Source organism: Methylobacterium sp. Leaf113 (assembly GCF_001423325.1).
In the GTDB taxonomy this organism is placed as follows: domain Bacteria; phylum Pseudomonadota; class Alphaproteobacteria; order Rhizobiales; family Beijerinckiaceae; genus Methylobacterium.
In genome coordinates this window covers 113,275-137,363 of record NZ_LMNJ01000012.1, presented here as the reverse complement: position 1 = coordinate 137,363, position 24,089 = coordinate 113,275, and the positions used below count along the sequence as shown (strand labels likewise).

27 protein-coding genes are annotated in these 24,089 nt (G+C 68.7%); 16 read left to right on the top strand and 11 right to left on the bottom strand.

Features of this window, described 5'->3' with window-relative positions; genetic code table 11:
* Positions 1 to 22 precede the first annotated feature (22 nt).
* Together ASF60_RS09875 and opgC are read left to right on the top strand one after the other, a co-directional pair.
* Complete coding sequence (locus tag ASF60_RS09875) at positions 23 to 1,195, top strand: SMP-30/gluconolactonase/LRE family protein (protein ID WP_056183890.1); 1,173 nt, start codon at positions 23 to 25, stop codon at positions 1,193 to 1,195.
* Positions 1,196 to 1,330: 135 nt separating this feature from the next.
* On the top strand, positions 1,331 to 2,545 hold the full coding sequence (opgC, locus tag ASF60_RS09870; RefSeq protein ID WP_082507843.1) for an OpgC domain-containing protein: 1,215 nt from the start codon (positions 1,331 to 1,333) through the stop codon (positions 2,543 to 2,545).
* A gap of 10 nt (positions 2,546 to 2,555) precedes the next feature.
* Here opgC and ccmB read toward each other — a convergent pair whose 3' ends face one another.
* The 3 genes from ccmB to relB all read right to left on the bottom strand — a co-directional run bounded on the left by ccmB (position 2,556) and on the right by relB (position 4,392).
* Positions 2,556 to 3,221, bottom strand: coding sequence for a heme exporter protein CcmB (ccmB, locus tag ASF60_RS09865; RefSeq protein ID WP_200935841.1), 666 nt, complete (start codon positions 3,219 to 3,221; stop codon positions 2,556 to 2,558).
* Positions 3,221 to 3,877, bottom strand: coding sequence for a heme ABC exporter ATP-binding protein CcmA (gene ccmA / locus ASF60_RS09860; protein WP_056183888.1), 657 nt, complete (start codon positions 3,875 to 3,877; stop codon positions 3,221 to 3,223). The genes ccmB and ccmA overlap by 1 nt, the downstream gene beginning before the upstream one ends.
* A 254-nt stretch (positions 3,878 to 4,131) precedes the next feature.
* Positions 4,132 to 4,392 carry a type II toxin-antitoxin system RelB family antitoxin gene (relB, locus tag ASF60_RS09855; protein WP_056183886.1) on the bottom strand — a complete coding sequence of 87 codons (261 nt, stop codon included), beginning with the start codon at positions 4,390 to 4,392 and terminating at the stop codon, positions 4,132 to 4,134.
* 301 nt (positions 4,393 to 4,693) lie between these two features.
* Between relB and acnA the strand changes: the two genes are divergently transcribed.
* The 5 genes from acnA (at position 4,694) to dprA (ending at position 10,989) form a co-directional block, all read left to right on the top strand.
* The gene (gene acnA, locus ASF60_RS09850) at positions 4,694 to 7,393 is read left to right on the top strand and encodes an aconitate hydratase AcnA (RefSeq protein WP_056183884.1); all 2,700 of its coding nucleotides are present in this window, start codon (positions 4,694 to 4,696) and stop codon (positions 7,391 to 7,393) included.
* A 168-nt stretch (positions 7,394 to 7,561) separates the two neighbouring features.
* Entirely contained in the window at positions 7,562 to 7,750 is a 189-nt protein-coding gene (locus ASF60_RS09845) for a YegP family protein (protein ID WP_056183882.1), read from the top strand.
* A gap of 110 nt (positions 7,751 to 7,860) precedes the next feature.
* A complete protein-coding gene (locus ASF60_RS09840) occupies positions 7,861 to 9,168 on the top strand; it encodes a dihydroorotase (protein WP_056184319.1) in 1,308 nt (435 codons plus the stop codon).
* Between the two features lie 5 nt (positions 9,169 to 9,173).
* Entirely contained in the window at positions 9,174 to 9,785 is a 612-nt protein-coding gene (plsY, locus tag ASF60_RS09835) for a glycerol-3-phosphate 1-O-acyltransferase PlsY (RefSeq protein WP_443136752.1), read from the top strand.
* A 31-nt stretch (positions 9,786 to 9,816) separates the two neighbouring features.
* A complete protein-coding gene (gene dprA, locus ASF60_RS09830) occupies positions 9,817 to 10,989 on the top strand; it encodes a DNA-processing protein DprA (protein ID WP_056183879.1) in 1,173 nt (390 codons plus the stop codon).
* Positions 10,990 to 10,995: 6 nt separating this feature from the next.
* Here the strand turns inward: dprA and ruvX are convergent, their stop codons facing one another.
* Together ruvX and ASF60_RS09820 are read right to left on the bottom strand one after the other, a co-directional pair.
* Positions 10,996 to 11,511 (bottom strand): Holliday junction resolvase RuvX, encoded by a 516-nt coding sequence (ruvX, locus tag ASF60_RS09825; protein WP_056183877.1) that lies wholly within the window; start codon positions 11,509 to 11,511, stop codon positions 10,996 to 10,998.
* 92 nt (positions 11,512 to 11,603) lie between these two features.
* Positions 11,604 to 12,149, bottom strand: a complete 546-nt coding sequence (locus ASF60_RS09820; protein WP_056183875.1) for an SMI1/KNR4 family protein — start codon at positions 12,147 to 12,149, stop codon at positions 11,604 to 11,606.
* 228 nt (positions 12,150 to 12,377) lie between these two features.
* Between ASF60_RS09820 and ASF60_RS25145 the strand changes: the two genes are divergently transcribed.
* The 6 genes from ASF60_RS25145 (at position 12,378) to ASF60_RS09795 (ending at position 16,922) form a co-directional block, all read left to right on the top strand.
* A complete protein-coding gene (locus ASF60_RS25145; RefSeq protein ID WP_200935842.1) occupies positions 12,378 to 12,515 on the top strand; it encodes a hypothetical protein in 138 nt (45 codons plus the stop codon).
* Positions 12,516 to 12,646: 131 nt separating this feature from the next.
* A complete protein-coding gene (gene gatC / locus ASF60_RS09815; protein ID WP_056183873.1) occupies positions 12,647 to 12,934 on the top strand; it encodes an Asp-tRNA(Asn)/Glu-tRNA(Gln) amidotransferase subunit GatC in 288 nt (95 codons plus the stop codon).
* Between the two features lie 106 nt (positions 12,935 to 13,040).
* On the top strand, positions 13,041 to 14,537 hold the full coding sequence (gene gatA, locus ASF60_RS09810; protein WP_056183871.1) for an Asp-tRNA(Asn)/Glu-tRNA(Gln) amidotransferase subunit GatA: 1,497 nt from the start codon (positions 13,041 to 13,043) through the stop codon (positions 14,535 to 14,537).
* Between the two features lie 10 nt (positions 14,538 to 14,547).
* Positions 14,548 to 14,847 (top strand): hypothetical protein, encoded by a 300-nt coding sequence (locus ASF60_RS09805; RefSeq protein ID WP_056183870.1) that lies wholly within the window; start codon positions 14,548 to 14,550, stop codon positions 14,845 to 14,847.
* Between the two features lie 68 nt (positions 14,848 to 14,915).
* Positions 14,916 to 16,388: an Asp-tRNA(Asn)/Glu-tRNA(Gln) amidotransferase subunit GatB gene (gatB, locus tag ASF60_RS09800; protein WP_056183868.1), complete on the top strand. Its 1,473-nt coding sequence runs from the start codon at positions 14,916 to 14,918 to the stop codon at positions 16,386 to 16,388.
* 33 nt (positions 16,389 to 16,421) lie between these two features.
* Entirely contained in the window at positions 16,422 to 16,922 is a 501-nt protein-coding gene (locus ASF60_RS09795; RefSeq protein WP_162241302.1) for a GNAT family N-acetyltransferase, read from the top strand.
* Between the two features lie 384 nt (positions 16,923 to 17,306).
* On the opposite strand, the gene ASF60_RS09790 is transcribed toward ASF60_RS09795, so the two are convergent.
* From ASF60_RS09790 to ASF60_RS09770, 5 genes are all read right to left on the bottom strand, one after another.
* A complete protein-coding gene (locus ASF60_RS09790) occupies positions 17,307 to 18,317 on the bottom strand; it encodes an efflux RND transporter periplasmic adaptor subunit (RefSeq protein ID WP_056183865.1) in 1,011 nt (336 codons plus the stop codon).
* Positions 18,318 to 18,319: 2 nt separating this feature from the next.
* Positions 18,320 to 18,514, bottom strand: coding sequence for a DUF1656 domain-containing protein (locus ASF60_RS09785; protein ID WP_056183862.1), 195 nt, complete (start codon positions 18,512 to 18,514; stop codon positions 18,320 to 18,322).
* On the bottom strand, positions 18,514 to 20,529 hold the full coding sequence (locus ASF60_RS09780) for an FUSC family protein (RefSeq protein WP_056183860.1): 2,016 nt from the start codon (positions 20,527 to 20,529) through the stop codon (positions 18,514 to 18,516). Before ASF60_RS09780 ends, ASF60_RS09785 begins: the two co-directional genes overlap by 1 nt.
* Positions 20,526 to 21,002 (bottom strand): DUF4345 domain-containing protein, encoded by a 477-nt coding sequence (locus ASF60_RS09775; RefSeq protein WP_056183857.1) that lies wholly within the window; start codon positions 21,000 to 21,002, stop codon positions 20,526 to 20,528. Before ASF60_RS09775 ends, ASF60_RS09780 begins: the two co-directional genes overlap by 4 nt.
* A 117-nt stretch (positions 21,003 to 21,119) precedes the next feature.
* Positions 21,120 to 21,407, bottom strand: coding sequence for a hypothetical protein (locus ASF60_RS09770; protein ID WP_156633970.1), 288 nt, complete (start codon positions 21,405 to 21,407; stop codon positions 21,120 to 21,122).
* Between the two features lie 230 nt (positions 21,408 to 21,637).
* Here ASF60_RS09770 and ASF60_RS09765 point away from each other — a divergent pair, with 230 nt between their 5' ends.
* A complete protein-coding gene (locus ASF60_RS09765; protein WP_056183854.1) occupies positions 21,638 to 22,273 on the top strand; it encodes a glutathione S-transferase N-terminal domain-containing protein in 636 nt (211 codons plus the stop codon).
* 24 nt (positions 22,274 to 22,297) lie between these two features.
* On the opposite strand, the gene ASF60_RS09760 is transcribed toward ASF60_RS09765, so the two are convergent.
* Positions 22,298 to 22,840, bottom strand: coding sequence for a DUF2147 domain-containing protein (locus tag ASF60_RS09760; protein ID WP_056183851.1), 543 nt, complete (start codon positions 22,838 to 22,840; stop codon positions 22,298 to 22,300).
* A gap of 242 nt (positions 22,841 to 23,082) precedes the next feature.
* On the opposite strand from ASF60_RS09760, the gene ndk reads away from it, so the two are divergent.
* Both ndk and ASF60_RS09750 read left to right on the top strand, forming a co-directional pair.
* Positions 23,083 to 23,505, top strand: a complete 423-nt coding sequence (ndk, locus tag ASF60_RS09755; RefSeq protein WP_056183849.1) for a nucleoside-diphosphate kinase — start codon at positions 23,083 to 23,085, stop codon at positions 23,503 to 23,505.
* A gap of 189 nt (positions 23,506 to 23,694) precedes the next feature.
* Positions 23,695 to 24,072 (top strand): hypothetical protein, encoded by a 378-nt coding sequence (locus ASF60_RS09750; RefSeq protein ID WP_056183847.1) that lies wholly within the window; start codon positions 23,695 to 23,697, stop codon positions 24,070 to 24,072.
* Positions 24,073 to 24,089 lie beyond the last annotated feature (17 nt).

Sequence of the window (24,089 nt, the reverse complement as noted above, 5' to 3'; positions counted from 1 at the left end):
CCGTCCGAACCGGAACCCCGCCATGACGCTCGCTCGCCGTGATCTCCTTGCCGCCGGCCTCACCGGCGCGGCGGCTCTCTCTCTCGGATCCGAAGCGCGGGCGGCGGCGGAGGCGCCGGTCACCACGGAACGCGCCATCGGCGGCCTTGAACTCGCCTTCACGGCGGATGCGCCCTCGACCCCCACGGGCCTCGCCATCTCGGCGCAGGGCCGGCGCTTCGTGATGATGCCGCGCTTCAACGCGACGGTGCCCTACACGCTGGGCGAAGTGCTGCCGGACGGCGAGGTCCGGCCCTATCCGGACCTCGCCACCAACCAGCCCGACCCGGATCAGCCGCAGGCGCGCCTGTTCCACGTGCCCAACGGCGTCTTCGACCGCGACGATACCCTGTGGTGCCTCGATGCCGGCCTGCCGGACGGCTCCGGCCCGCCGGTGAAGGGCGGCGCGAAGCTCGTGCAGATCACCCTCTCGGACAACCGTATTCGTCGGGTGGTGCCGCTGGACGCGGGTATCACCCCGACCTCCTCGCTCAACGACCTGCGGGTGGACATTCGCGACGGGTACGCCCGGGCCTACATCACCGATCAGGGCCAGGACGGGGAGGGCGCCATCCTGGCGGTCGACCTCGCGACGGGCCGGGTGGTGCGACGCCTCGCGGGCCACGCCAGCACCAGGTCGCAGAAGGGACTCCTCAAGATCGTCGAGGATCGCGCCGTGGTGCAGCGGAAGGAGGACGGGCCGCCGCGCCCGGTCCAGGGCGGCGCCAATGGCATCGCCCTCAGCCCGAACGGTCGTCGCCTTTACTACGCGCCCCTGATCGGACGCCGACTCTACGCAGTAGAGACCGCCGCGCTCCTCAATCCCGAGACCAGCGATGCCGGGGTGGCGGCCGGGGTCGAGGACCTTGGCGAGAAGGGCATGACCGGTGGTCTCACCACCGATTCGAAGGACCGGGTCTACCTCGCCATGCAGGAGTTCAACGCGGTCGGCCGCCGCGATCCCGACGGCACCGTCACCCTCATCGCCTCGGACCCGCGCCTGATCTGGGCCGATACGTTCTGGATCACGCCCGATCGCTGGCTCCACATCTCGTCCGCCCAGGTGAATCGGCGCCCGGAATACAACGGCGGCCAGGATCTCCAGAAACCGCCCTACGCCATCCTGCGGATGCGCATCGACGCCGACCCGGCCTGACCGCCCAAGGCAGTCCCTCGGGATGGCGAAGCCGGCGAGTAAAACCAGTCGGGCGCAATGCACTCATGGGTTGCAACACACCCTTAAGACTCATCCCTTATCACGGACTCGTGACACAGGCGGCAGGGTCGGGAGATGCAGCAGCGAAGCACGACGATCGACGCAGTCCGGGGGATCTGCCTCGTCAACATCTTCGTCAATCACATCGAGAACGGCTATCTTACCAACCTGTCACCTTCGGGGCTCGGATTCTCCGACAGCGCAGACATCTTCGTGCTGCTCAGCGGGATTTCTGTTGCGTTGGCAGCCCGGCAGACCGAAGCACGCTGCTTTGGGGAGATCGTCGTACACCTCTGGCGGCGCGCAGCCTACATCTATGGGTTTGAGGTCCTTCTCGTTCTGGCAACCCTGGGTCTCCTCTCGGCGATCTTTGCCCTCCGCGGCGTGGAAGGGATTCATGCCCCGGAGACGCGTCTGCTTCGGGATTACGGCCTTCGCGACCTCCTCTGGCACGCGCTGACGATGAGGCAGACGGTCGGATACTCGTCCGTCCTGCGCCTCTACGTCGCCCTGATGCTGCTGGCGCCTTTCCTGCTCCGTCTGGCCGCCTGGCGTTTCTGGGCACCGCTGCCCCTGGGGCTCCTGATCTGGATTCCGGCCGGTCACTTCGCATGGGTCATCCCGAACAGCCTGACGGGTGCGCCTTTCGCCCTGACAATCTTGCCCTGGACCCTGCTGTTCGCGATCGGGATCGTGGTCGGTCAGGGTATGATCCGCGGCATCGTCCTGCCACACAGCCGGCTCATCACCTGCGTCGCCTTCGCCTTTCTGGCGACCTACCTGATTATCGTCGTTGTGCTGGGCAACATCTGGCCTGCCGTTCACCAATGGGTCACGACGCGCAACGACCACTTCTGGCTCGGCGCGAGCAAGACCTATCAATCCCCTCTCCGGGTCCTGCACGTTCTGGCGCTCGCCTACCTGGTGATGGCATTGCCGAACGCGCCGCTGATTCGCCTGCTGCATCAGATGCCGCGCAACCACCTTCTCGCCCGTCTCGGCTGTCGATCTCTGCCTGTCTTCACCGGTGGCGCTCTCGGGAGCGTCATCGCCAGTGAGGGGCTTGATCTCGCGGCGATCCCACTCAGTGGTGCATGGCTTCCAATGCTCCTCCTTGAGGCCTCAGCGATCGCCCTGTTCGTCGCCCTCGCGCTGCAGCGCGATGGTCACCGGGGCAGGATCTTACAGTGGTTCGCCATCCTACGCCCGCGTCGCGATCGATGCCGTACCGAATCAGCTTGCAGGGAAGAGCCGTCCGCACCGATTCGACCGCAGTTCGTCCTTGGCTGAACGCAGACGCCTATTCCGACCAGCGCAGGGCCGCGGCGGCGGCCAGGGTCCCGATCACGCCCGCGATCAGGCTGAGGGCGCACAGAATGGCGAGCGGCGTTGTGAAGGGTACGGTACCACCGAGGGCTGCTTCGCTCGCCGAGACGCCGAAGATCAGCGTTGGGATCATCAGCGGTAGCACCACCACCGCCAGGATCAGCCCGCCGCGACGGATCGAGGCGGTGAGCGCCGCGCCGACCGCGCCCACGAAAGTCAGCGCCGGGGTTCCCACGAGGAGGGTCAGGGCGGTCGCCGCCATCGCCCGGCCGTCGAGGGCGACGAGGAGGCCGAACAGGGGCGAGGCGAGGGCGAGCGGCAGGCCGGTGGTCAGCCAATGGGCCAGCACCTTGGCGAGCACGATGCCCTCCAGGGGGGCCGGCGAGCCGGTCATCAGGTCGAGGGAACCGTCCTCCTCGTCGGCCTGGAATAGCCGGTCGAGGCCGATCAGGGTCGAGAGCACGGCGGCGAGCCACAGGATCGCGGGGCCGATCCGGGACAGCAGGTTGAGATCCGGGCCGAGGGCGAACGGCACCAGAGCGACGATCATCAGGAAGAACACGAGGGAAAGCGCCCCCGACCCACCGACCCGGGCGGCCAGCGCAAGGTCGCGGGCGACGAGGGCCTTCAGCGCGCGCATCACCACCACACCTCGTCGGCTGCGACCGTGGACCGGGCCGCGCCCGGTGCGGTGGTCCGGGGCGCCTCGATCCGCAATTCCTGCGCGTCCTCCAGGCCGAGAGGCTGATGAGTCGCCGCGATGACAAGGCCGCCCTCGGCCCGGTGGCGTGCCATCATGCCGGCGAGGACCGCCTGAGAGGCCGTGTCAAGGGCCGCCGTCGGCTCGTCGAGGAGCCAGAGCGGGCGCCGGCAGACGAGGAGGCGGGCCAGGGCCACGCGCCGGCGCTGGCCGGCGGAGAGATAGCCGACCGGCAGCCGCAGGGCGTGGCCGAGGCCGAGTTCCTCCAGCGCGGCGCGGGGGCTCGCGGTCGGCGCCCCGAGGAGGTCGCGGGCGAAGGCAAGGTTCTCCTCGGCCGTGAGCGGACCCTTCAGGCCGTCGCGATGGCCGACCACGTGCAGGCATTCCGACAGGGTCGCCTCGCCGACCTCCCGCACCGTGACCGTTCCGGACTCGGGCTTGAGCCGGCCGGCCAGCACCGCCAGCAGCGTCGACTTGCCGGCGCCGTTGCGGCCCGTGACCATCAGGGCCGCGCCGGGGCCGAGTTCGAAGGACAGGTCCGAGAAGATGCGGCGGCCAGAGCGGCGGACGGCGAGATCTTGGGCGGTCAGCCGCACGGGGGGTCCTGCATCATGAGCCCGGGATTTTGAGCCTCGTCGAACCGGCTACCGGTCGACGTCGCGCCGATGGCCGATCTTGATCACGAGGATGCGCAAGGCGTCGTCCTCGATCGTGGCAATTCCGCGAAAGTCACCGATCGGTATTCCAGATTTTGCCCAACCGAGAGCCCTTCAGGGCTTCGCCAATGGCACGCGAATCGTCCAGTGGCGAGACCCGGTGGCGCAGAAAGCCCAGGATGCGCTTGGCCGCCTCACGGTCGAGCCTGGCGAGTTCGCGTTCCACGGAACGCGCGAACGCAATCCGCCACGCCATAGCGCGCCAGCAGGTCTTCGAGAGGAACGGTGTCGCTTTCGCCGCTTCGGACAGCCGCGGGGTGCTGCTCGGCGGCCTTGAGGTTTTCCAGGTGCTCGAGGATGGCATCGCGCGCTTGGTCGTCCTTGCTCCGGCCGGTACGCCGCGCCAGGGCCTTCAGGCGGTCTTCGATCTCGAGCGGCCGGCGCAGGGCGAGCATCGGAGGCTCCTTCGCGGGATCAGAGTCCAGCGTGGGCGCCCTCCGCTGGCGAAGGTACGACCGAACAGAACCGTAGCACTGTCAGCCCCCCGGTAGCGGCCAGTTTCGAAGTGTTCTATAACGCGCGCAGGCTGCGCCGCGCGAGTTTCAGGGCGTCCAAATCGCCCTTCGCGCATCATCCTCACTCGGGCACCCCCGGGGCGGCGCGCGCTTCACAGCGCTCCCAGCCGAACACGTGTTTTCGTGGCGCAGGTTATGCCTGCGCGTGTTCGACCAACCGCTCGCGAGGAAATATAACGCCGTGGCATCGCTCGACAGCTTCCAGTCCCGCCAGACCCTGACGGTCGGCGACAAGGCCTATACCTACTATTCGATTCCGCATGCCGAGAAGGCCGGCCTCGCCGACGCCACCGCGCTGCCCTTCTCCATGAAGGTGCTGCTCGAGAACCTGCTGCGCTTCGAGGACGACCGCTCGGTCAAGAAGGACGACATCTCGGCCACCGTCGCCTGGCTCGGCAACAAGGGCAAGACCGAGACCGAGATCGCCTTCCGCCCCTCCCGCGTCCTGATGCAGGACTTCACGGGTGTGCCGGCCGTGGTCGACCTCGCCGCCATGCGTGACGCCATGGTCGCGCTCGGCGGCGACCCCCAGAAGATCAACCCGCTGGTGCCGGTCGATCTCGTGATCGACCACTCGGTCATCGTCGACGAGTTCGGCACCCCGAAGGCGCTGGCCGACAACGTCGCGCTCGAATACTCGCGCAACGGTGAGCGCTACACCTTCCTCAAGTGGGGCCAGTCGGCCTTCGACAATTTCTCGGTTGTCCCGCCCGGCACCGGCATCTGCCATCAGGTCAACCTGGAATACCTGTCGCAGACCGTGTGGACGAAATCGGAAGACGGGACCGAGCTGGCTTATCCGGACAGCCTCGTCGGCACCGATTCGCACACCACCATGGTCAATGGCCTCGCCGTGCTGGGCTGGGGCGTCGGCGGTATCGAGGCCGAGGCCGCGATGCTCGGCCAGCCGCTCTCCATGCTGATCCCGGAAGTCGTCGGCTTCAAGCTGTCGGGCAAGCTGCCCGAGGGCACCACCGCCACCGACCTGGTGCTGACGGTCACGCAGATGCTGCGCAAGAAGGGAGTCGTGGGCAAGTTCGTCGAATTCTACGGCCCCGGTCTCGACGACATGGCGGTGGCCGACCGTGCCACGATCTCCAACATGGCCCCGGAATACGGTGCCACTTGCGGCTTCTTCCCGATCGACCAGAAGACCATCGATTTCCTCACCGTCACCGGCCGCGCCGACGACCGGATCGCCCTGGTCGAGGCCTACGCCAAGGCGCAGGGCATGTGGCGCGACGCACAGACCCCCGATCCGGTCTTCACCGACACCCTGGAGCTCGACATGGGGGACGTGCGCCCATCGCTCGCCGGCCCCAAGCGCCCGCAGGACCGGGTGCTTCTCGACGGCGCCAAGCCCGGCTTCGCCGCCTCCATGGAGACCGAGTTCAAGAAGGCGGCGGACATCGCCCGGCGCTACCCGGTGGAGGGCGCCAATTTCGACATCGGCCACGGTGACGTGGTGATCGCCGCCATCACGAGCTGCACCAACACCTCGAACCCCAGCGTGATGATCGGCGCCGGCCTGCTCGCCCGCAACGCGGTGGCCAAGGGCCTGCGCTCGAAGCCCTGGGTGAAGACCTCGCTGGCACCCGGCTCCCAGGTGGTGGCCGAGTACCTGGAGAGCGCCGGCCTGCAGACACCCCTCGACGCCCTGGGCTTCAACCTCGTCGGCTTCGGCTGCACCACCTGCATCGGCAACAGCGGCCCCCTGCCGGCCCCGATCTCGAAGGCGATCAACGACAACGACGTCGTCGCCGCTGCCGTGCTGTCGGGCAACCGCAATTTCGAGGGCCGGGTGAATCCCGATGTGCGGGCGAACTACCTCGCCTCGCCCCCCCTGGTGGTCGCCTACGCGCTCGCCGGCTCGATGCAGATCGACATCACCACCGAGCCGCTGGGCACGGGCTCGGACGGACAGCCCGTCTACCTGAAGGACATCTGGCCCTCGACCGCCGAGGTGCAGGAATTCATCGAGGCCAACATCACCTCGACCCTGTTCAAGTCGCGCTATGCCGACGTGTTCGGCGGCGACGATTACTGGAAGGCCGTCGAGGTCACCGAGGCCGAGACCTTCAAGTGGGATTCGACCTCCACCTACGTGCAGAACCCGCCCTACTTCGTCGGCATGCAGAAGACGCCGGCCCCGGTGGAGGACGTCATCGACGCCCGCATCCTCGGCCTGTTCCAGGACTCGATCACCACCGACCACATCTCGCCGGCGGGTAACATCCGGGCGAATTCTCCGGCCGGCGCCTACCTGCAGGAACACCAGGTCCGGGTGCAGGACTTCAACCAGTACGGCACCCGCCGCGGCAACCACGAAGTCATGATGCGGGGCACCTTCGCCAACATCCGCATCAAGAATCAGATGGTGCGCGACGCGTCCGGCAACGTGGTCGAGGGCGGCTGGACCCTGTTCCAGCCCACCGGCGAGCGGATGTTCATCTACGACGCCGCGCAGAAGTACCAGGCCGAGGGCACGCCGCTGGTGGTTTTCGCCGGCAAGGAATACGGCACCGGTTCATCGCGCGACTGGGCGGCGAAGGGCACCAAGCTGCTCGGCATCCGCGCCGTGGTGGCCGAGAGCTTCGAGCGCATCCACCGCTCGAATCTCGTCGGCATGGGCATCGTGCCCCTGGTCTTCCAGGGCGAGACCTCCTGGGCCTCGCTGGGCCTGAAGGGCGACGAAACGGTCTCGATCCGGGGCCTGTCGGGCGAATTGAAGCCGCGCCAGACCATGATCGCCGAGATCACCTCCGCCGACGGCACGAAGCGGGAGGTGCCGTTGACCTGCCGCATCGATACCCTCGACGAGCTCGAATACTTCCGCAACGGCGGTATCCTCCCTTACGTGCTGCGCTCGCTCGCAGCGTAAAACTCCCCAGATCGCGATGACGAGGCCTCGCCCCTTCGGGCGAGGCCTTTTTCGTTATCAGACATCTTGAAAGATTTCTCTCAGGTTAATAAATCGCCAGATATCAAACCTAGAGTTTGAATTCTGGCCGGTGCTGCTGGTGGCATCGGTGAACCGAGGAGCGAGACGATGTCGGCGATTTCCTACCCCTGCTATAAGCTCAAGAAGGACGTCCGCGGTCAGTGGTACTGGGTCTACTATGCCAAGAACGGTGAAGAGATCTCGAAGAGCAGTGAAAGCTATGTGGCGAAGGCGGATTGCCTGAACGGCATCAAGCTCAACAAGGCTTCGGCCAACGATCCGATCTACGAAGTCTGAGACGACGGGCCGGCGCCCTGCCGGGGCACGCCGCCGCGCCGCGAGGCGGCGTGCCCTCCGCATCCCGCTTGACGCCACGGCGCGCCCGGTCGAAACCGCGACGCATGACGATGCGCCCCATCCTCCTGACCAACGCCACCTTGTGCGACCCGGCCACGGGCCGGCAGGCCCCCGGCCACGTCCTCGTCCGCGACGGCCTGATCCACGATGTCGGCTGGGGGCCGCTGGCCGGAGTGCCGGACGAGGCCGAGACGATCAATTGCGGCGGCCACGTTCTCAGCCCGGGCCTGATCGATCTGCGCGCCTTCGTGGGCGAGCCCGGCGCCGAGCATCGCGAGACCCTGGCGAGCGCCAGCGCGGCGGCCGCGGCCGGAGGCGTCACCACGCTGGTCTGCATGCCGGACACCAATCCCATCATCGACGGGCCGGCCATCGTCGACTTCGTCCTGCGCCGGGCGCGCGACACCGCCAGCGTCCACGTCCTGCCGGCCGCCGCCATCACCAAGGGCCTTGCCGGCCAGGAGATGACCGAGTTCGGCCTGCTGCAGGAGGCCGGCGCCGTGGCCTTCACCGACGGTCTCAAGGCGGTGGCGAACGCCCAGGTCATGCGCCGCGCGCTCACCTACGCCCGCGATTTCGGCGCCCTGCTGATGCAGCACGTGGAGGAGCCGGACCTCGTCGGCGACGGCGTGATGAACGAAGGCGAGATGGCCTCGCGGCTCGGACTGCTCGGCATCCCGCGCGAGGCCGAGACGGTGATGCTGGAGCGTGACATCCGCCTCGTGCGCCTCACGCAAGCCCGCTACCACGCGGCGATGATCTCCTGCGCCGATTCGGTCGAGATCGTGCGCCGGGCCAAGGCGGACGGGCTGCCCGTCACCTGCGGCGCCTCGGTGAACAACCTCGTCCTCAACGAGGGCGACATCGGCCATTACCGCACCTTCTGCCGGCTCTCGCCGCCCCTGCGCCACGAGACCGACCGGCTCGCCCTGGTGGCGGCCCTGAACGACGGGGTGATCGACGTCATCGTCTCCGACCACAACCCGCAGGATGTGGAGACCAAGCGCCTGCCCTTCGCGGAGGCCGCCGACGGCGCCCTCGGCATCGAGACCCTGCTGGGCGCGGCCCTGCGGCTGGTCCATACCGGCGATGTCGGCCTGCCGCGCCTGCTCGCGGCCCTGACGGCGAACCCCGCCCGCCTGCTCGGACGCCAGGCCGGACGGCTCGCGGCGGGCGCCCCCGCCGACCTTGTGCTGATCGACCCCGACCTGCCCTACGTGCTCGACAAGCGCCAGCTGAAGTCGCGCTCGAAGAACTCGCCCTTCGACGAGGCCCGCCTGCAGGGAGCCGCCATCCTGACGATGGTCGAGGGACGGATCGTCTTCCGCGCCCCCGCCGAGACCGAGGCCACCGCGTGAGCCCGATCGATTCGCAACTCTGGCCTGTCCTGCTGGCGGCGCTCGCGGGGGGCTACCTCCTCGGGTCGATCCCGTTCGGGCTGATCTTCACCCGATTTGCCGGGCTCGGCGACGTACGGGCGATCGGTTCGGGCAATATCGGCGCCACCAACGTGCTGCGCACCGGGCGAAAGGGGCTAGCGGCCGCCACCCTGCTGGGGGATGCGCTGAAGGGTACCGTCGCGGTCCTCCTCGCCGGGCGATTCGGAATGGAGGCGGGTCTCATGGCAGGTCTCGTGGCAGGTTTCGGCGCCTTCCTCGGGCACCTGTTCCCGATCTGGCTCGGGTTCAAGGGCGGCAAGGGTGTCGCGACCTTCCTGGGCGTCCTTCTGGCCCTGAGCCCGCTCGGCCTCCTGGCCTTCGCGGCAATCTGGCTCGGCCTCGCCTTCACGCTGAAATACTCGTCCCTCGCGGCTCTGGCCGCATCGGCCCTGACGCCTCTGGTGCTATGGACACTCGGACAGCCTTCGGTTGCATTTTTGTTTCTCGTGCTCGCAGCCCTGCTATGGTGGAAGCATGCGCCCAACATTCGCCGGCTGATCGACGGAACCGAGGGGCGCATCGGGCAGAAGGGCTGAGGCCGGCTGCCCGCTCCGGAGGGGGAGGGCAATGCAGCTCACCGATGCCCAGCGTCTCGACTGGCTGCGCCTGATCCGCACCGAGGGCATCGGCCCGCGCAGCTTCCGCACCCTGATCAATCGCTTCGGCGGGGCCGGTGCGGCCCTCGAAGCCCTTCCGGGCCTGACCGGCCGCGGCGGCCAGCGCATCGTGCCTCCGGGCCGTGCGGAAGCCGAGGCCGAGATTGCCGCCGCCGGCCGCCTCGGTGCACGCCTCGTTGCCCTGGGGGAAGCCGATTACCCGAAGCTGCTGCAGGCGGCCGATTCGGCTCCCCCCCTGATCGCGATCCGGGGGCCGGCCGCGATCCTTCACCGCCCCGCAATCGCCATTGTGGGATCGCGCAACGCCTCCGCCGCGGGGCTCGCCTTCACCGAGCGCCTCGCGCGCGGGCTCGGCGAGGCCGGGCTGGTCGTGGTCTCGGGGCTGGCGCGCGGCATCGACGCGCGGGCCCACAAGGCCGCGCTGGTACCGGGCACCGTCGCGGTGCTGGCCGGAGGGCAGGACCGGATCTACCCGACCAACCACGCCGCCCTGGTGGATGCGATCCTGGAGGCGGGGGGCGCCATCCTGGCCGAGATGCCGATGGGCTGGGTGCCGCGCGGACGTGACTTCCCACGGCGCAACCGCATCATCTCGGGCCTCGCCTACGGCACCATCGTGATGGAGGCCGCCCGCCGCTCGGGCTCGCTGATCACCGCCCGCTTCGCCCTCGAACAGGGCCGTGAGGTCTTCGCCGTGCCGGGCTCGCCCCTCGACCCGCGGGCGGAGGGCACCAACGACCTGATCCGCCAGGGCGCCACCCTGGTCTCCGAGGTCGCGCACGTCACGGAGGCGATCGCACCGCTGCTGGAGGACGGCGGCGCGGGCGGACGGGACGCCCTGGCGGTCGACCACCCGGACCTCGCCGACGCCCCGATCTTCTGGGACGAGCTCGATGTCGACGGAATCGTCCTGCCGATGCCCGCCGAGGAGATCGAGGCGCCCGACGCCCGCGATGATCGCACCCGGCTCATCGGGTTCCTGAGCCCGACGCCGATCGGGACCGATGAACTGGCGCGCACCGCCGGCCTCAGCGTCCGCGTCGTCCAGACGACCCTGCTCGAACTCGAGCTCGACGGGCGCATCGAGCGCCACGGCAGCGGGGCGGTGTCGCTGGTGGGATAGGGCGGCTCAGGGTTCGTCGCCGGACTCCGCGTCGTCGGCGTCGTCGGCGTCGTCGCCGAGGGCGCCACGCATCTGGTCGAGGCAGCCCTGCAGGATGTAGGCGGCGGCCAGCATGTCGACGACCTCGCCGCGCTTGGCCCGCGAGGCATCCGCGGCGATCAGCGCGCGGGTGACGGCGGCGGTGGACAGGCGCTCGTCGCAATAGAGGACGGGCAGGGGCAGCAGCGGCTTCATGTTGCGCACGAAGGACCGGGTCGACTGCACCCGCACGCCCTCGCTGCCATCCATGTTGAGGGGCAACCCGATCACGAGGCCGCCGACGCCGTGCCGTTCGCACAGGGCCGCGAGGTGCTTCACGTCCGGGGTGAACTTGACCCGGCGGATGGTCTCGAGCGGCGAGGCGATCTGGCGCCCGACATCCGACAGGGCGAGGCCGATCGTCTTGGTGCCGAGATCGATCCCGATCAGGCGGGGCCCGCCCTGCGAGGCCTCCGCGAAGGCCCGCATCTCGGCCACGTCCATGTGCCATCCTCTCCTGTGCGCCCGCTCCTCCTGATCGATCCGGCGCGGAACGGCAAGGAATCCCGATGCGGGGCGCCGGTGGCCATGCCGGCTTAGTGCAGGCCGGCCGCGCCCGCAGTGCCGTCGCCGACGAAGCTGGCGGGGAGGGGGGCGGCCCCCATGCCGAGGATGCCACGCACCGCCGGTCCCTGGCTCCGGCGCATCAGGTCGACGAGATCGGCGCCCCCGAATCGAACCGATTCGAGGTCGGCGCCCAGCACCCAGATCTCGTACTCGTCGCGGCCCGGCACCACGTCCCAGAACAGGAACTCGCCGGCCTCCGAGCGCCCGAAGAAGCCGGCCCGCTCGACGACGGCAGGATCGTCGCCCTCGACCTCGAAGCGGTGGTCCGGTCGCTCGCCGATGACGGAGGCGATGCTGTGCGCGATCAGTTCGGACTGGGCGAGGAGATCGGTCTCCGGATCGTCGCTCGGGACGGCGACGCGGAAATAGCCGTTGGCGAGCCCTGCCCCGAGGGTCCGGCAGAAGGCGCGATAGCTCTCCGGCAGGCCGTATCCGAGCTCGGCCTCGGCCCGGTCGAGGGCCGCCTCCGTCGCCACCGGCCCCGGCGCACAGGGCGAGAAGACCGCTTCCCACATGTGAATGACCCTCCTGGTCCGTATTAACCTTAAGGAAGCGTTGTCATAGCCTTGCGTGGACCCCGTGAGCCAGAGCATCGTTAACGCATCGTTAAGATCCTGGATGCGGCCCGAATGACTCCGACCTTTCCCGATGCGCCTCCTGCTCCTCACCCGCTTCTTGCCCCTCACCCGCGTCCTGCCTCCGCGGCAAGCCCTGCCTCCGCGACAAGCCCTGCGCGGCGTGCGATGCCCCTGCGGCACAAGCTGATGCTGGCCCTCGCCCTCGAAATCCTGGTGCTCGGATTCCGGCAGGCGGAGCCGAACGCAGCCCGGTCCGGCATCCTCATCGAATCCCCGCTGCTGCCCCACCACATCATCACCTGACGGGTGCGGGGCTCGGGCGGAGCGACCCGGCGTTGCGAGCGCGGGAAGGCGGGTGCTATAGCCCGCCCGAGGCCCCATCGCCCGCGAGCCTCGCGGGCCGGCGCAGGGGTGCCTGAGGATCTGAAGACAGCATGTCGGTCGACGCAACGACGGTGAGGCGCATCGCGCACCTGGCGCGCATCGCGGTGAGCGAGGACGAGGTCGCTCCCCTGCAGGGTGAACTCAACGCGATCCTGGCCTTCGTCGAGCAACTCGGCGCCGTCGACGTGACGGGCGTGGAGCCGATGACCTCGGTGACCCCGATGGCGATGAAGAAGCGCCGGGATGCCGTCACCGACGGGGCCAAGGCCGACGCCATCGTGGCCAACGCGCCCGAGACCGAGGACCATTACTTCCTGGTCCCGAAGGTCGTCGAATAGGCGCGCAACCCGCCCCCTAGCGAACGAGGCCGCCCCGAGCGACGGTCCGCCCGGCGCCCACGGGATGGCGACGGCGGAGCATCGGGGCTCAACAGGACGAGCGCCCATGACTGCCTCCGGTACGACGATTCTGAATGAACTCACCCTGGCGGAAGCCCGCGACGGGCTGAAGGCCAAGGCCTTCTCCGCTGCCGACCTGACCCGGGCGCATCTCGCCGCCATGGAGAAGGCGCGCGGCCTTAACGCCTATCTGGTCGAGACGCCGGATCAGGCCCTGACGATGGCGCAGGCCGCGGATGCGAAGATCGCCGCCGGCGAGGCCCGCCCGCTCGAGGGCATTCCCCTCGGGATCAAGGACCTGTTCTGCACCGAGGGCGTGGCGACCACCGCCGGCTCGAAGATCCTCGAGGGCTTCACGCCCGCCTACGAATCGGCCGTGACCGCCAACCTGTGGCGCGATGGCGCGGTCCTGCTCGGCAAGCTCAACCTCGACGAATTCGCCATGGGCTCGTCCAACGAGACCTCCGCCTACGGCGACGTGGTCTCGCCCTGGCGCAGGGCCGGATCGGACACCCGGCTGGTACCGGGCGGCTCGTCCGGCGGCTCGGCGGCGGCGGTGGCGGCGCATCTCTGCCTCGGCGCCACGGCGACGGATACCGGCGGCTCGATCCGCCAGCCCGCCGCCTTCACCGGCACCGTCGGCATCAAGCCGACCTACGGCCGGGTTTCGCGCTGGGGCACGGTGGCCTACGCCTCCTCCCTCGACCAGGCCGGGCCGATCGCCCGCACGGTGCGCGACTGCGCCATCCTGCTCGGCTCGATGGCGGGTGCGGACGCGCGCGACACCACCTGCGCCGACCTGCCCGTGCCCGACTTCGAGGCGGCGGTGGCCCGCGGCGTGAAGGGCCTGACCATCGGCATCCCGAAGGAGTACCGGGTCGAGGGCATGTCGGCCGAGATCCAGGCGCTGTGGGACCAGGGCGCCGCGATGCTGAAGGATGCCGGCGCCACGATCCGCGAGATCTCGCTGCCGCATACATCCTACGCTCTGCCGGCCTATTACATCGTCGCCCCGGCCGAGGCCTCCTCGAACCTCGCCCGCTACGACGGCGTGCGCTACGGCCTGCGGGTGCCCGGCAAGGACATCGCCGGAATGTACGAGAACACCCGCGCCGCCGGCTTCGGCCGCGAGGTCAAGCGCCGAATCATGATCGGCACCTACGTGCTCTCGGCCGGCTACTACGACGCCTATTACGTGCGGGCGCAGAAGATCCGCACCCTGATCAAGCGCGACTTCGAAGAGGCCTATGCCGCCGGCATCGACGCGATCCTGACGCCCGCCACCCCATCGGCGGCCTTCGGCGTCGGCGAGAAGGGCTCCGGCGACCCGGTCGAGATGTACCTGCAGGACGTGTTCACCATCACGGTGAACATGGCGGGCCTGCCCGGTATCTCGGTGCCGGCCGGCCTCGACGCGCAGGGGCTGCCCCTCGGGCTCCAGCTCATCGGCCGACCCTTCGACGAGGAGACGCTGTTCGCCGCCGCCCAGGTGATCGAGGACGCGGCCGGGCGGACCAGGCTGCCGCCCGCGTGGTGGGCATGAGGCGCGGCCGATGACCGTCCCGGTCTATCCCTTCGACGTCTGGATCTGGGCCGCCTTCGATCCCGTCCTGATCGCCATCGCGCTGGTCATGGGCTGGAAGTCGGATCAGTTCGTGAAGATCATCCTCGTTTCGCTGATTGCGTTCGCGGTCTCGGTGCTGGTGTCGTGGGGCGTCACCGCGATCGGCATCCCGTGGCCGGCGCCGGTGAGCCACGACGGCCCGACCTTCTTCCCCGTGCGCTGGATCGCCGCCTTTCTGTGGGGCGCTCTTGGTTTCCTGGCGCACCAGCTCTACCGCCTGCGCGCTTGACCGCGCCGGCCGGCACTTCCACCCTTCAGGCGCGCATTCGCGCCCCGCAACGCTGAATCCGGGCCATCATGACCGCTGCCGTGAACCCCAAGAAGCTCATCAAGGGCGGCCTGCACGACTGGGAGGTCGTGATCGGCATGGAGATCCACGCCCAGGTCACCAGCCGATCCAAGCTGTTCTCCGGCGCCTCGACCGAGTTCGGCGGCGAACCGAACGACCACGTCTCCCTGGTCGATGCAGCCATGCCCGGCATGCTGCCCGTAATCAACGAGGAGTGCGTGGCCCAGGCCGTGCGCACCGGTCTCGGGCTGAAGGCGCAGATCAATCACCGCTCGGTGTTCGACCGGAAGAACTACTTCTATCCGGACCTGCCGCAGGGCTACCAGATCAGCCAGTTCAAGGATCCGATCGTCGGCGAGGGCGAAGTGTTGGTCGACTTAGCCGAGGGCGAGACCATCACCGTCGGGATCGAGCGCCTGCACCTGGAGCAGGATGCCGGCAAGTCCCTGCACGACCAGAATCCGACCCAGAGCTTCGTCGACCTCAACCGCTCGGGCGTCGCCCTGATGGAAATCGTGTCCCGACCCGACCTCCGCTCGTCGGAGGAGGCGCGGGCCTACGTGACCAAGCTGCGCACCATCCTGCGCTATCTCGGCACCTGCGACGGCGACATGGAGAAGGGCTCGCTCCGCGCCGACGTCAACGTCTCGGTGCGGAAACCCGGCGCCCCGCTCGGCACCCGCTGCGAGATCAAGAACGTCAACTCGATCCGCTTCATCGGTCAGGCCATCGAGACCGAGGCGCGGCGCCAGATCGCCATCATCGAGGATGGCGGCACCATCAGCCAGGAGACCCGCCTGTTCGATCCCGGCAAGGGCGAGACCCGGTCCATGCGCTCGAAGGAAGAGGCGCACGATTACCGCTACTTCCCCGACCCGGATCTGCTGCCGCTGGAATTCGACCAGGCCTATGTCGACGCCCTGGCGGCCGGCCTGCCGGAGCTGCCCGACGCCAAGAAGGCGCGCTTCATCGAGACCTACGGCCTCAGCTCCTACGATGCGGGCGTGCTCATCGCCGAGCGCGCCTCGGCCGATTACTTCGAGGCGGTGGCCAAGGGCCGCGACGGCAAGGCCGCGGCGAACTGGGTCATCAACGAGCTGTTCGGGCGCCTTAACAAGGAGGGCCACAGCATCGAGACCAGCCCGGTCTCGGCGACCCAGCTCGGCGCCATCGTCGACCTGATCGGCGAGGGCGTGATCTCGGGTAAGATCGCCAAGGACCTGTTCGAGATCGTGTGGTCCGAAGGCGGCGACCCGCGCGAGGTCGTCGAGTCACGCGGCATGAAACAGGTGACCGACACCGGCGCCATCGAGGCTGCGGTGGACGCGATCATCGCCAAGAACCCGGACAAGGTCAGCCAAGCGCGCGAGAAGCCCACCCTGCTCGGCTGGTTCGTCGGCCAGACCATGAAGGCCACCGGCGGCAAGGCGAACCCGGCGGCCGTGAACGCCCTGCTCAAGGCGAAGCTCGGCATCGAGTAGCCTCCTGCCGGACGGACGAAGGGGATGCGGTTCATGGGCTCCATCCGCAGGCTTGAAACCCGGGATGCGGCTGCGTTCCGAGCCCTTCGCCTCGACGGCCTCGCCCGACACCCGGAGGCCTTCGGCGCCTCCTGGGAATCAGAGGCCGAACAGCCGCTCGAGTGGTTCGGCGCCACGCTGAAGACCCACGCCCTATTCGGCGCCCCGGATGGAGACGGGCTCGTCGGTGCAGCCGGGCTCTTCATGCCGGACTCACCGAAGCTTCGGAACAAGGGGACGCTCTGGGGCGCCTATGTCAGGCCAGACGCGCGCGGCAAGGAAATCGGAACGGCGCTTATCTCCGCCGTGATCGACCACGCGACGAGCCGCGTTGAGGATCTCAACCTGTCGGTTGGGGCAACCAACACGCGTGCGATCCGGCGTTACGAAGCAGCCGGTTTCAAGCCATACGGCCTGGAGACACGCGCCTTGAAGGTCGGTGAGCAATACTATGCGGAAGTCTTGATGATCTTGAATCTCAACCAAAGCGGTTGAGTTCGCGTGATCGGCGGCGGAAGCGGCCGAGATGGAGCCTGGTGCATGTCTGAAGTCGTGCCGTTCCGGCCGCTTCTGCGCTCCTGAGACCGCTTCCGTCCCGATATTCGCGTGTGCGCTGCTCAACGTCCGGGTCGAATCAACCCCGGATGATCGCCGCAGCTACCTGCTGGGGTGGCGTCATTCCCATATCTCCTGCTTCTCGTTGGTCATGATCGTCGGACGATCAAGCCTCCTCGTTGCTTGAGCTGTGCTTTGCCGTCGAAGCACCACAACAAGGTGCGACCCAATCGAAGATGCGTCAAGACCCTATTTTCGCGATTTCGCGACAGTCCTCCTTCCCATCGCCACAGCCTGAAGAATCCCTGCCGGGGCGCCTATCGCTCAGGGGGTCGGCGCAGCCGCGCCGCTGAAGCGGCCGCGCAGGCGGGCAAGCCAGTCGTCGCGATGCCGGCCGGGCTCCCCCACCGAGACGGTGGCGGTCATGCCGGCGACCAGGGTGACGCCCTCGGGTACGCGCGCGATGCGGATCCGCACCGGCACGCGCTGGGCCAGCCGCACCCAGGTGTAGACCGGGTCGACGTTGGGCAGTCCCTGGGTGCTCGCGGTGGCATTGGCGGTGCTGATGCCCAGCGTGATGCTCTCCACGATGCCGTGGATCAGCGGGTCGTAACCGAGGAGTTCGGCCGAGACCGGATCGCCGACATGGATGTGGGCCATCTTGGTCTCCTCGAAGTAGCCGTCGATCCAGAACGAGTCGGTGTCGATGACGGCGATGTTGACGGTGCCGGTGGTGGCGTAGTCGCCCGGCCGCAGGAGCAGGTTGGTTACCCGCCCGTTCACCGGCGCGCGCACCTGGGTGCGCTCTAGGTTGATCTTGGCCTGGGAGAGCTGTGCCTTGGCCGAGGCGAGGGCTGCCTCCGCGATCTTGGCGGTGCCGGCATATTGCTGCTTCTCCTCCACCGAGGTGGAGAGGGTGGTGAGGGCCTCGCGGCGTGCGGCCTGGGTGCGCTTGACCTGAAGGTCGGCCTCGCGGTTCTCGAGTTCGGCCTGGGCCGACGCCACCGAGACCTCGAAATCGAAGGGGTCAATGACGTAGAGGATGTCGCCCTTCTTCACCTGCTGGTTGTCGGCGACGCGCAACTCCGTGATCTGTCCGGAGACCTGGGGGGCGACGGCGGCGACCTGGACCCGCACCCGCCCGTCCCGGGTCCACGGGGCGGTGACGTAGAACTGCCAGACGAGGGCGGCCGCCACCACCGCGCAGGCCAGGATGATTCCCGTCACGACGAGGCGCAGGAGGCGGCGGCCACGGCCGGACCGGCGCGGGCTGGTGTCCGGTCCGCGTACCTGCGGGGCCTGCTGGGGCGTATCGTCGGGTTTTTGGTCGGCCATCGTCACAGGAACACGATCAGGAGGGCGAGGATGCAGACGTAGAGGCCGGCCTCCGCAAGCGGTGGATTGGCAACGTACCGGCTGACGCGGAAGCGCGCGAACAGGAGGCGCAGGAGCACGAGGATGGCCAGGGCCCCGGCGGCATAGGCCACGAAGGGCGAGATCAGGATGCCTCCGACATTCAGGTCGCTGCGCATCAGGCGGCCCCGATGCCGAGGCGGCGAAGGAACCGTCCCTGGCTCTCGATCACGTGCGCGGCGGTGGTCAGGTCGCTCACCGCGCGGGCCAGATGCATCCGCGTCGCCGGCACGGCATCGCGTCCCGCCGCCAGCAGCGCCCGGGCGGAGGCCCGCATGCCGGCGGCATCCGCGGCCGTGATGGCGGCGGCCGCCAGCACGGCAAGGGCGGCGAGCGACGGGTCCTGCGCCAGACCGCGCAATTGCGCGTGGGCGCGGGCGGCGGCGGATTCCATCCGCGCCAGGTCGAAGGCCCGGTCGAGGCTGGAGGCGCGCACGGCGCTGCTGCCCGAACTCCAGCGAGCGAATTGCAGCAGGCGGTCACTGTTGAGGCTGGTCCGCGTCGTGGCGTCGCCGCCGCGGCCGGCGAGCGCATCCACCAGGGCGCGCCGGGCCGAATCGAGGGCAAAGATCCGGTGGCGACCGGCGGAGATGGGCAGGATGATCCGAACGGTGAAGAACAGGATCAGCGCCGCGACGATGACCAGGAAGGCGTTGGTGAGGAAACCCTGCGGATCGTAGGTCTGCGGGTTCGAGGGGGAGAGCAGCACGGGGAAGAACACCAGCAGGATGAAACCGATGCCGAAGGTCGGCGGATTGAGGCTGAGGAAGCAGGCCGTGAACACCACTGGCGCCATGGCGATGGCCAGCAGGGGGAAGCCCTGCACCCCCGCCAGGGCGCCGTACAGCACGAGGCCGGCGCAGAGGGCCGCCAGCGGCATGCCGATGAGCACGCCCTTGGCGAAGGCTCGCGGGTCCGGCGTGATCGACGACAGGGCACAGGTGGAGGCGACCTGCACCAGGGCGAAAGAGGTCGCAGGCCAGCCGGCATGGATGAGGAGGAGAGCGCTGAGGCCGAAGGCGATCGCCACCCGCATCGCCCCCCGAAGGGCTTCCGGCACGTCGCGGTGCGTCGGGAGGGGAACGTCTCGACGTGGCCGTCCGCCCTCGGCCAGGGATCGGTAACCGTCCTGCGCGAAACCGGACGCACGGGCGAAATCGAGGGCGCGCTGCAGGGCCAGGATCGCATCGAGCGGCACTGCGCCGTCGCGCATCGCAGACTCGACGAGGACGGAAAGCCGGTCCACCGCCCGGTCCGGATCGCCCTCCGGCTCGGTGAGTTCGAGGCAGAGGCGGCGCGCCTCCTCCAAGGCGGGCGACGTTTCGTCCAGGCGCGCCAGGGCGGCCCGGAGATGGCGGGCGGCGGCGGCCATCACGTAGAGGCCCGCGATGGCGCTGCGGGCGCCGGCGGCTCGATCCGGGCCGTCATCGAGTTCGCCCGCGATGGCGCTGGCATCGCCCCGCATGGCGGCGATCCTGCGGATCAGCGCCGCCGCGCGCTCGGAGCCGGGATCGCCCCGCATCAGGGTCTCACGGGCGAAGGTCCGGGTTTCCCCGATGGCGCCCGCAAGCGCATCGCGCACCGAGCGCCAGATGCTCGGAGATCCGAGGGCATCGTTGATGAAGGTGATCGCCACGATGCCGAGGGTGATCGCCGCGACGCGGTCGACGGCGGCATCGAGGGTGTTCTGCGGACTGTCGATATGCGCAATGGCGATGATCGCCACGGTGTAGCCGGACAGCATGGCGCCGTAAGCGCGGGTGTCCTGGAGGAAGTGGGCGGTGAAGACGCAGAGGCCGAGCCAGGTCGCGAAGGCCACGAGGAGCACGACACGGTCCTGCGCGAACAGCGCCATCAGGACGATTGCCACGACCGCGCCCACGAGGGTGCCGAGGAAGCGGTAAACCGCCTTCGAGAGCGCCTGGCCGCGGGTCGGCTGCGCCAGGATGGCCACGCAGACGGCGGCCGAGGATGCGCTGGAGAGCTGCAGCCAGAAAGCCGCGTACAGCGCCAGGATCATGGCGAGCCAGATCCGCACGGCGAAGGCCCAGGCGCTGGGCTTCGGGACGAAGCGCTCCAACAGGGCGAGGCCCCGATCCACCGGGTGGGGGCGTGCCTCGGCGAGGTCGCTCACCCGGCGGCCCTGCGCGATGCGGCCTGACGGGCCAGCCCCTCATGAGAGAGGTCTCGATGAGTGAAGTCCGGACTGGACGGGTCGGCCCCATACCGCGCCGCGACCCGGGCCTGCCACAGGCAGAGCAGGGGGGTGACAACCAGCTCGACCGCGAGGGCGGCCAGCATCAGGACCGACGGCAGCCCGGTCAGCGCCCATCCGAGCAGGCGGGCGAGCCCGCCGAGGGCCACCACCAGCGTGAGAAACCGAAACAGCGTCGTCTTCGCCGCGATGCCGGGCACACAGGTCCAGAACAGGATGCCGATGCCCATGTGCAGGCCGGACAGGTAACGGAAGTGGCTGTCGGCGGACACGTCGACGAGCCCGGTACGGCCGAGGCCGTTCAGGCCGAACAGCACGCCGTAGAGGCCGGAGGCCACCGGAACCAGGGCCACCAATGCCACCGCACGCTGCAGCGCCCGCCGCTCCCGCATCGTTCCATCCCGCCACCGCATCACCCGACCGCTTCGGAAACCGGTGCGGTCAGGCTTGCGTTCCTTACACGCTCAGGAAAGCATCAGGTCGGCGAAGGGAAACGGGCGTCGAACCCCTCAGGCCTTCACCTGCTTCAGGCGCTTCACGCACTTGCTATAATATTGCGGCCATTTCGGTCCCTGGGTGGCCTTGTCGGCGACCGAGAGGGCGCGCCACTCGGCGCCACATTTCTTCTGGCGCTCGCGCGCGGCACTCTGGCCGACGCTGAGTTCCTTCGCGGGCTTCGGCGCGGCCTGCGCCAGCGCACCGCCGGTGATGACGGGACTCGTCAGGATGAGGGGACTTGCCAGAAGCCCGAAGGCCGCGAACAAAGCAGCGGTGCGACGCGAACGGAATGACAGCATGACGACCCCCGGGACGCTTGGGCGCCGCCGTGCAGCGGGCCGGCCGCATCACAGCCACAACCCTGAGCGGTGGCAAGCACCATTCTCGCGGCTTCCCGGGCGATCCACTGCTCGTGTCGTCGCCTGTGCCACGGCCCCGTGTCCATGGCACGGAGTCTGCAACCTTCCGCCCGCATCCCGGATTGTTTCGGCGAATCGAGCGGGCCTGAACTGGGCTGGATAAGAACCGCATGGCACACGCGCCGGGAAAACCCATCGACGTGCACACCTGGAGCACGCCGAACGGCTGGAAGATCCCGATCATGCTGGAGGAGTGCGGGCTGCCCTACCGGGTGGTGCCGGTGAATATCGGGCGCGGGGATCAGATGGCCCCGGACTTCCTGAAGATCTCGCCGAACAACAAGATCCCGGCCATCGTCGATCCCGACGGGCCGGGGGGCGAGCCCATCACGGTGTTCGAATCGGGCGCCATCCTGCAATATCTCGGGCGCAAGACCGGATGCCTGTATCCGGCCGACGAGCGGGCACGGGTGGCGGTGGACGAGTGGCTGTTCTGGCAGGTGGCGGGCTTCGGGCCGATGCTTGGCCAGGTCCACCATTTCCGCATCTACGCACAGGAGAAGATCCCCTATGCCATCGAGCGCTTCACGACGGAGGCCCAACGCCTCTACGGCGTGCTCGACCGGCACCTCGCGGAGCGGGACTACGTGGCGGGCGATTACTCGATCGCCGACATCGCGATCCTGCCCTGGGCCAAGTACCACGAGAAGCAGAGCATCGAACTGGCCAGCGTGCCCCATGTGCGAGCCTGGCTCGACCGCGTGATGGCACGGCCGGCGGTGCAGCGCGGGTTCGCGGCGGTCTGAGACCGCCGCTCCGCGCCGGCCGGACTACTCGGCGGGCACGACCGCCGGCTTGGCCGGGGCCGCCTTGGTGGCCTTAGGCGCGGCCTTCACGGCGGGGACCGGCTCCGGCTGGGCGGAAGCCTGCTGGTTCACGTCCGGCACCCGGGTCCAGGTCTGCGAGCCGCACAGCACCTTGAGCAGGCACCCCGAGACCGACAGCTCGGAGCTGCTCTCGCGCTCCAGGCTGACCTGGTACATCTTGCCCTCGTCGGCGTTGTAGATCTCGCCGGAGAACTTGGTTTCCTCGGGCTTCAGGTTATCGAGGAGCGTCAGGCCGACCACCGGCCGGCTGCGCTTCTTCGGATCGGGATTCTTGAAGTCCGTGCGCGGGCTGCCATCCTCGTTGGTGGCGGTCTTGGCCCAGACCACCTTGCCGCAGATGTTGGCGGCACCCGGCCCGCATCGGTCGATGCGCACCTTGGCGCGGCCGTCGCCGGTGAGCCAGGTGCCCGTCGGGTCCTGGGTCGGTGCCGCGGCGGCGGGAGCGAGGCCGGCGAGGATGAAGGCGGCGGTGAGGGCGACGCGCATGTCCTGGTCTCCGTATGGCGTTTTATTGCGGAAGAGGGGGCCGTGATCGTCTGGCCACAGGAGGCCTCCGCAATCGGGCGTTTTTCCGGCATTGTTGCGCCAAAGCCATGTTCGCCGAGAATCGCGCTCCGTCGGACCGGTTATCCCCAGTAATCCCGCCTCGGGTTGAGGGGAGGGAGCCTGCCCGCTATAAGCCCGGCGCCGAAGCCATTTTCGGCTGAGCGATCACACCCGGACGGACCATGGCCACCGAGCGCACCTTCTCCATTCTCAAGCCCGACGCGACGAAGCGGAACCTGACCGGCGCGGTCAATGCCGTGATCGAGAAGGCGGGCCTACGCATCGTCGGCCAGCGCCGCATCCAGATGAGCCGCGCCCAGGCCGAGAAGTTCTACGAAATCCATAAGGAGCGCCCGTTCTTCGGCGAGCTGGTCGAGTTCATGACCTCGGGTCCGGTCGTCGTGCAGGTGCTCGAGGGCGACAACGCCGTCGCGAAGTACCGCGAAGTGATGGGCGCCACCAACCCGGCAAATGCCGATGAGGGTACCATCCGCAAGACCTTCTCCGAGTCGGTCGGCGAGAACACCGTCCACGGTTCGGACAGCCTCGAGAACGCCAAGGCCGAGATCGCCCAGTTCTTCCAGGATTCCGACATCGTCGGCTGATGCCGAAAGCCCGATCGCATCGGTTGATCGAAGATTCCGACAGCGTCGGACAGTCTGGATACGCGCGCCGCAGCCCCTTCGGGGCGGCGGCATTTGCGTCTCCACTGTGGCCCCGGCGCCCTTGCGCGGGCGGGACCCTCACGGGAAACCGGTTCGTTCCCGAATCGCTTTCACGGACCCATCGATCCCATGCGCCTCATCGCCCCGCGCACCGGCCGGCTCCTCCTCGCCGCTGGCCTGCTCTCGCTCGTTGCCGCCTGCAATGCCAACAAGCCCGGCCCGACCGCGTCGCTGGAAGGCTACACCCCCGATCCGGCGCTGAAGACCGCATCGGCGAGCAACCTGACCGGCCGCGTGCGTCACGCCTGCACCGTCACCCAGGCCCGCCTGCAGAATGTGTCCGAGGTCTCGCTGGCCCGCCCCTGCGGCTGCTACGCGAACCAGACCCTCGCCACCCTCGACAAGTCTGAGCTGGATGCCTACCGCAGCACCGGCTACTTTAACGACTCCGCCCGGGCCAAAGCCCTGAACGCCCTCGACAGCTGCAAGCTGCCGCGCCCGGCCTGAACCGCCGCGCCCCCGGG

Coding starts and splice junctions, on each gene's coding strand:
- ASF60_RS09820 (WP_056183875.1), bottom strand. CDS start 12,149: ATGTGGGAAGCGGTCTTCTCGCCCTGTGCGCCGGGGCCGGTGGCGACG.
- ndk (WP_056183849.1), top strand. CDS start 23,083: ATGGCCACCGAGCGCACCTTCTCCATTCTCAAGCCCGACGCGACGAAG.
- ASF60_RS09765 (WP_056183854.1), top strand. CDS start 21,638: ATGGCACACGCGCCGGGAAAACCCATCGACGTGCACACCTGGAGCACG.
- ASF60_RS09840 (WP_056184319.1), top strand. CDS start 7,861: ATGCGCCCCATCCTCCTGACCAACGCCACCTTGTGCGACCCGGCCACG.
- relB (WP_056183886.1), bottom strand. CDS start 4,392: ATGCTCGCCCTGCGCCGGCCGCTCGAGATCGAAGACCGCCTGAAGGCC.
- ASF60_RS09795 (WP_162241302.1), top strand. CDS start 16,422: ATGGGCTCCATCCGCAGGCTTGAAACCCGGGATGCGGCTGCGTTCCGA.
- ASF60_RS25145 (WP_200935842.1), top strand. CDS start 12,378: ATGCCCCTGCGGCACAAGCTGATGCTGGCCCTCGCCCTCGAAATCCTG.
- dprA (WP_056183879.1), top strand. CDS start 9,817: ATGCAGCTCACCGATGCCCAGCGTCTCGACTGGCTGCGCCTGATCCGC.
- ASF60_RS09790 (WP_056183865.1), bottom strand. CDS start 18,317: ATGGCCGACCAAAAACCCGACGATACGCCCCAGCAGGCCCCGCAGGTA.
- ASF60_RS09775 (WP_056183857.1), bottom strand. CDS start 21,002: ATGCGGGAGCGGCGGGCGCTGCAGCGTGCGGTGGCATTGGTGGCCCTG.
- ASF60_RS09760 (WP_056183851.1), bottom strand. CDS start 22,840: ATGCGCGTCGCCCTCACCGCCGCCTTCATCCTCGCCGGCCTCGCTCCC.
- gatA (WP_056183871.1), top strand. CDS start 13,041: ATGACTGCCTCCGGTACGACGATTCTGAATGAACTCACCCTGGCGGAA.
- ASF60_RS09875 (WP_056183890.1), top strand. CDS start 23: ATGACGCTCGCTCGCCGTGATCTCCTTGCCGCCGGCCTCACCGGCGCG.
- ruvX (WP_056183877.1), bottom strand. CDS start 11,511: ATGGACGTGGCCGAGATGCGGGCCTTCGCGGAGGCCTCGCAGGGCGGG.
- ASF60_RS09805 (WP_056183870.1), top strand. CDS start 14,548: ATGACCGTCCCGGTCTATCCCTTCGACGTCTGGATCTGGGCCGCCTTC.
- ASF60_RS09750 (WP_056183847.1), top strand. CDS start 23,695: ATGCGCCTCATCGCCCCGCGCACCGGCCGGCTCCTCCTCGCCGCTGGC.
- ASF60_RS09845 (WP_056183882.1), top strand. CDS start 7,562: ATGTCGGCGATTTCCTACCCCTGCTATAAGCTCAAGAAGGACGTCCGC.
- ASF60_RS09785 (WP_056183862.1), bottom strand. CDS start 18,514: ATGCGCAGCGACCTGAATGTCGGAGGCATCCTGATCTCGCCCTTCGTG.
- opgC (WP_082507843.1), top strand. CDS start 1,331: ATGCAGCAGCGAAGCACGACGATCGACGCAGTCCGGGGGATCTGCCTC.
- gatC (WP_056183873.1), top strand. CDS start 12,647: ATGTCGGTCGACGCAACGACGGTGAGGCGCATCGCGCACCTGGCGCGC.
- ccmB (WP_200935841.1), bottom strand. CDS start 3,221: ATGCGCGCGCTGAAGGCCCTCGTCGCCCGCGACCTTGCGCTGGCCGCC.
- ASF60_RS09770 (WP_156633970.1), bottom strand. CDS start 21,407: ATGCTGTCATTCCGTTCGCGTCGCACCGCTGCTTTGTTCGCGGCCTTC.
- gatB (WP_056183868.1), top strand. CDS start 14,916: ATGACCGCTGCCGTGAACCCCAAGAAGCTCATCAAGGGCGGCCTGCAC.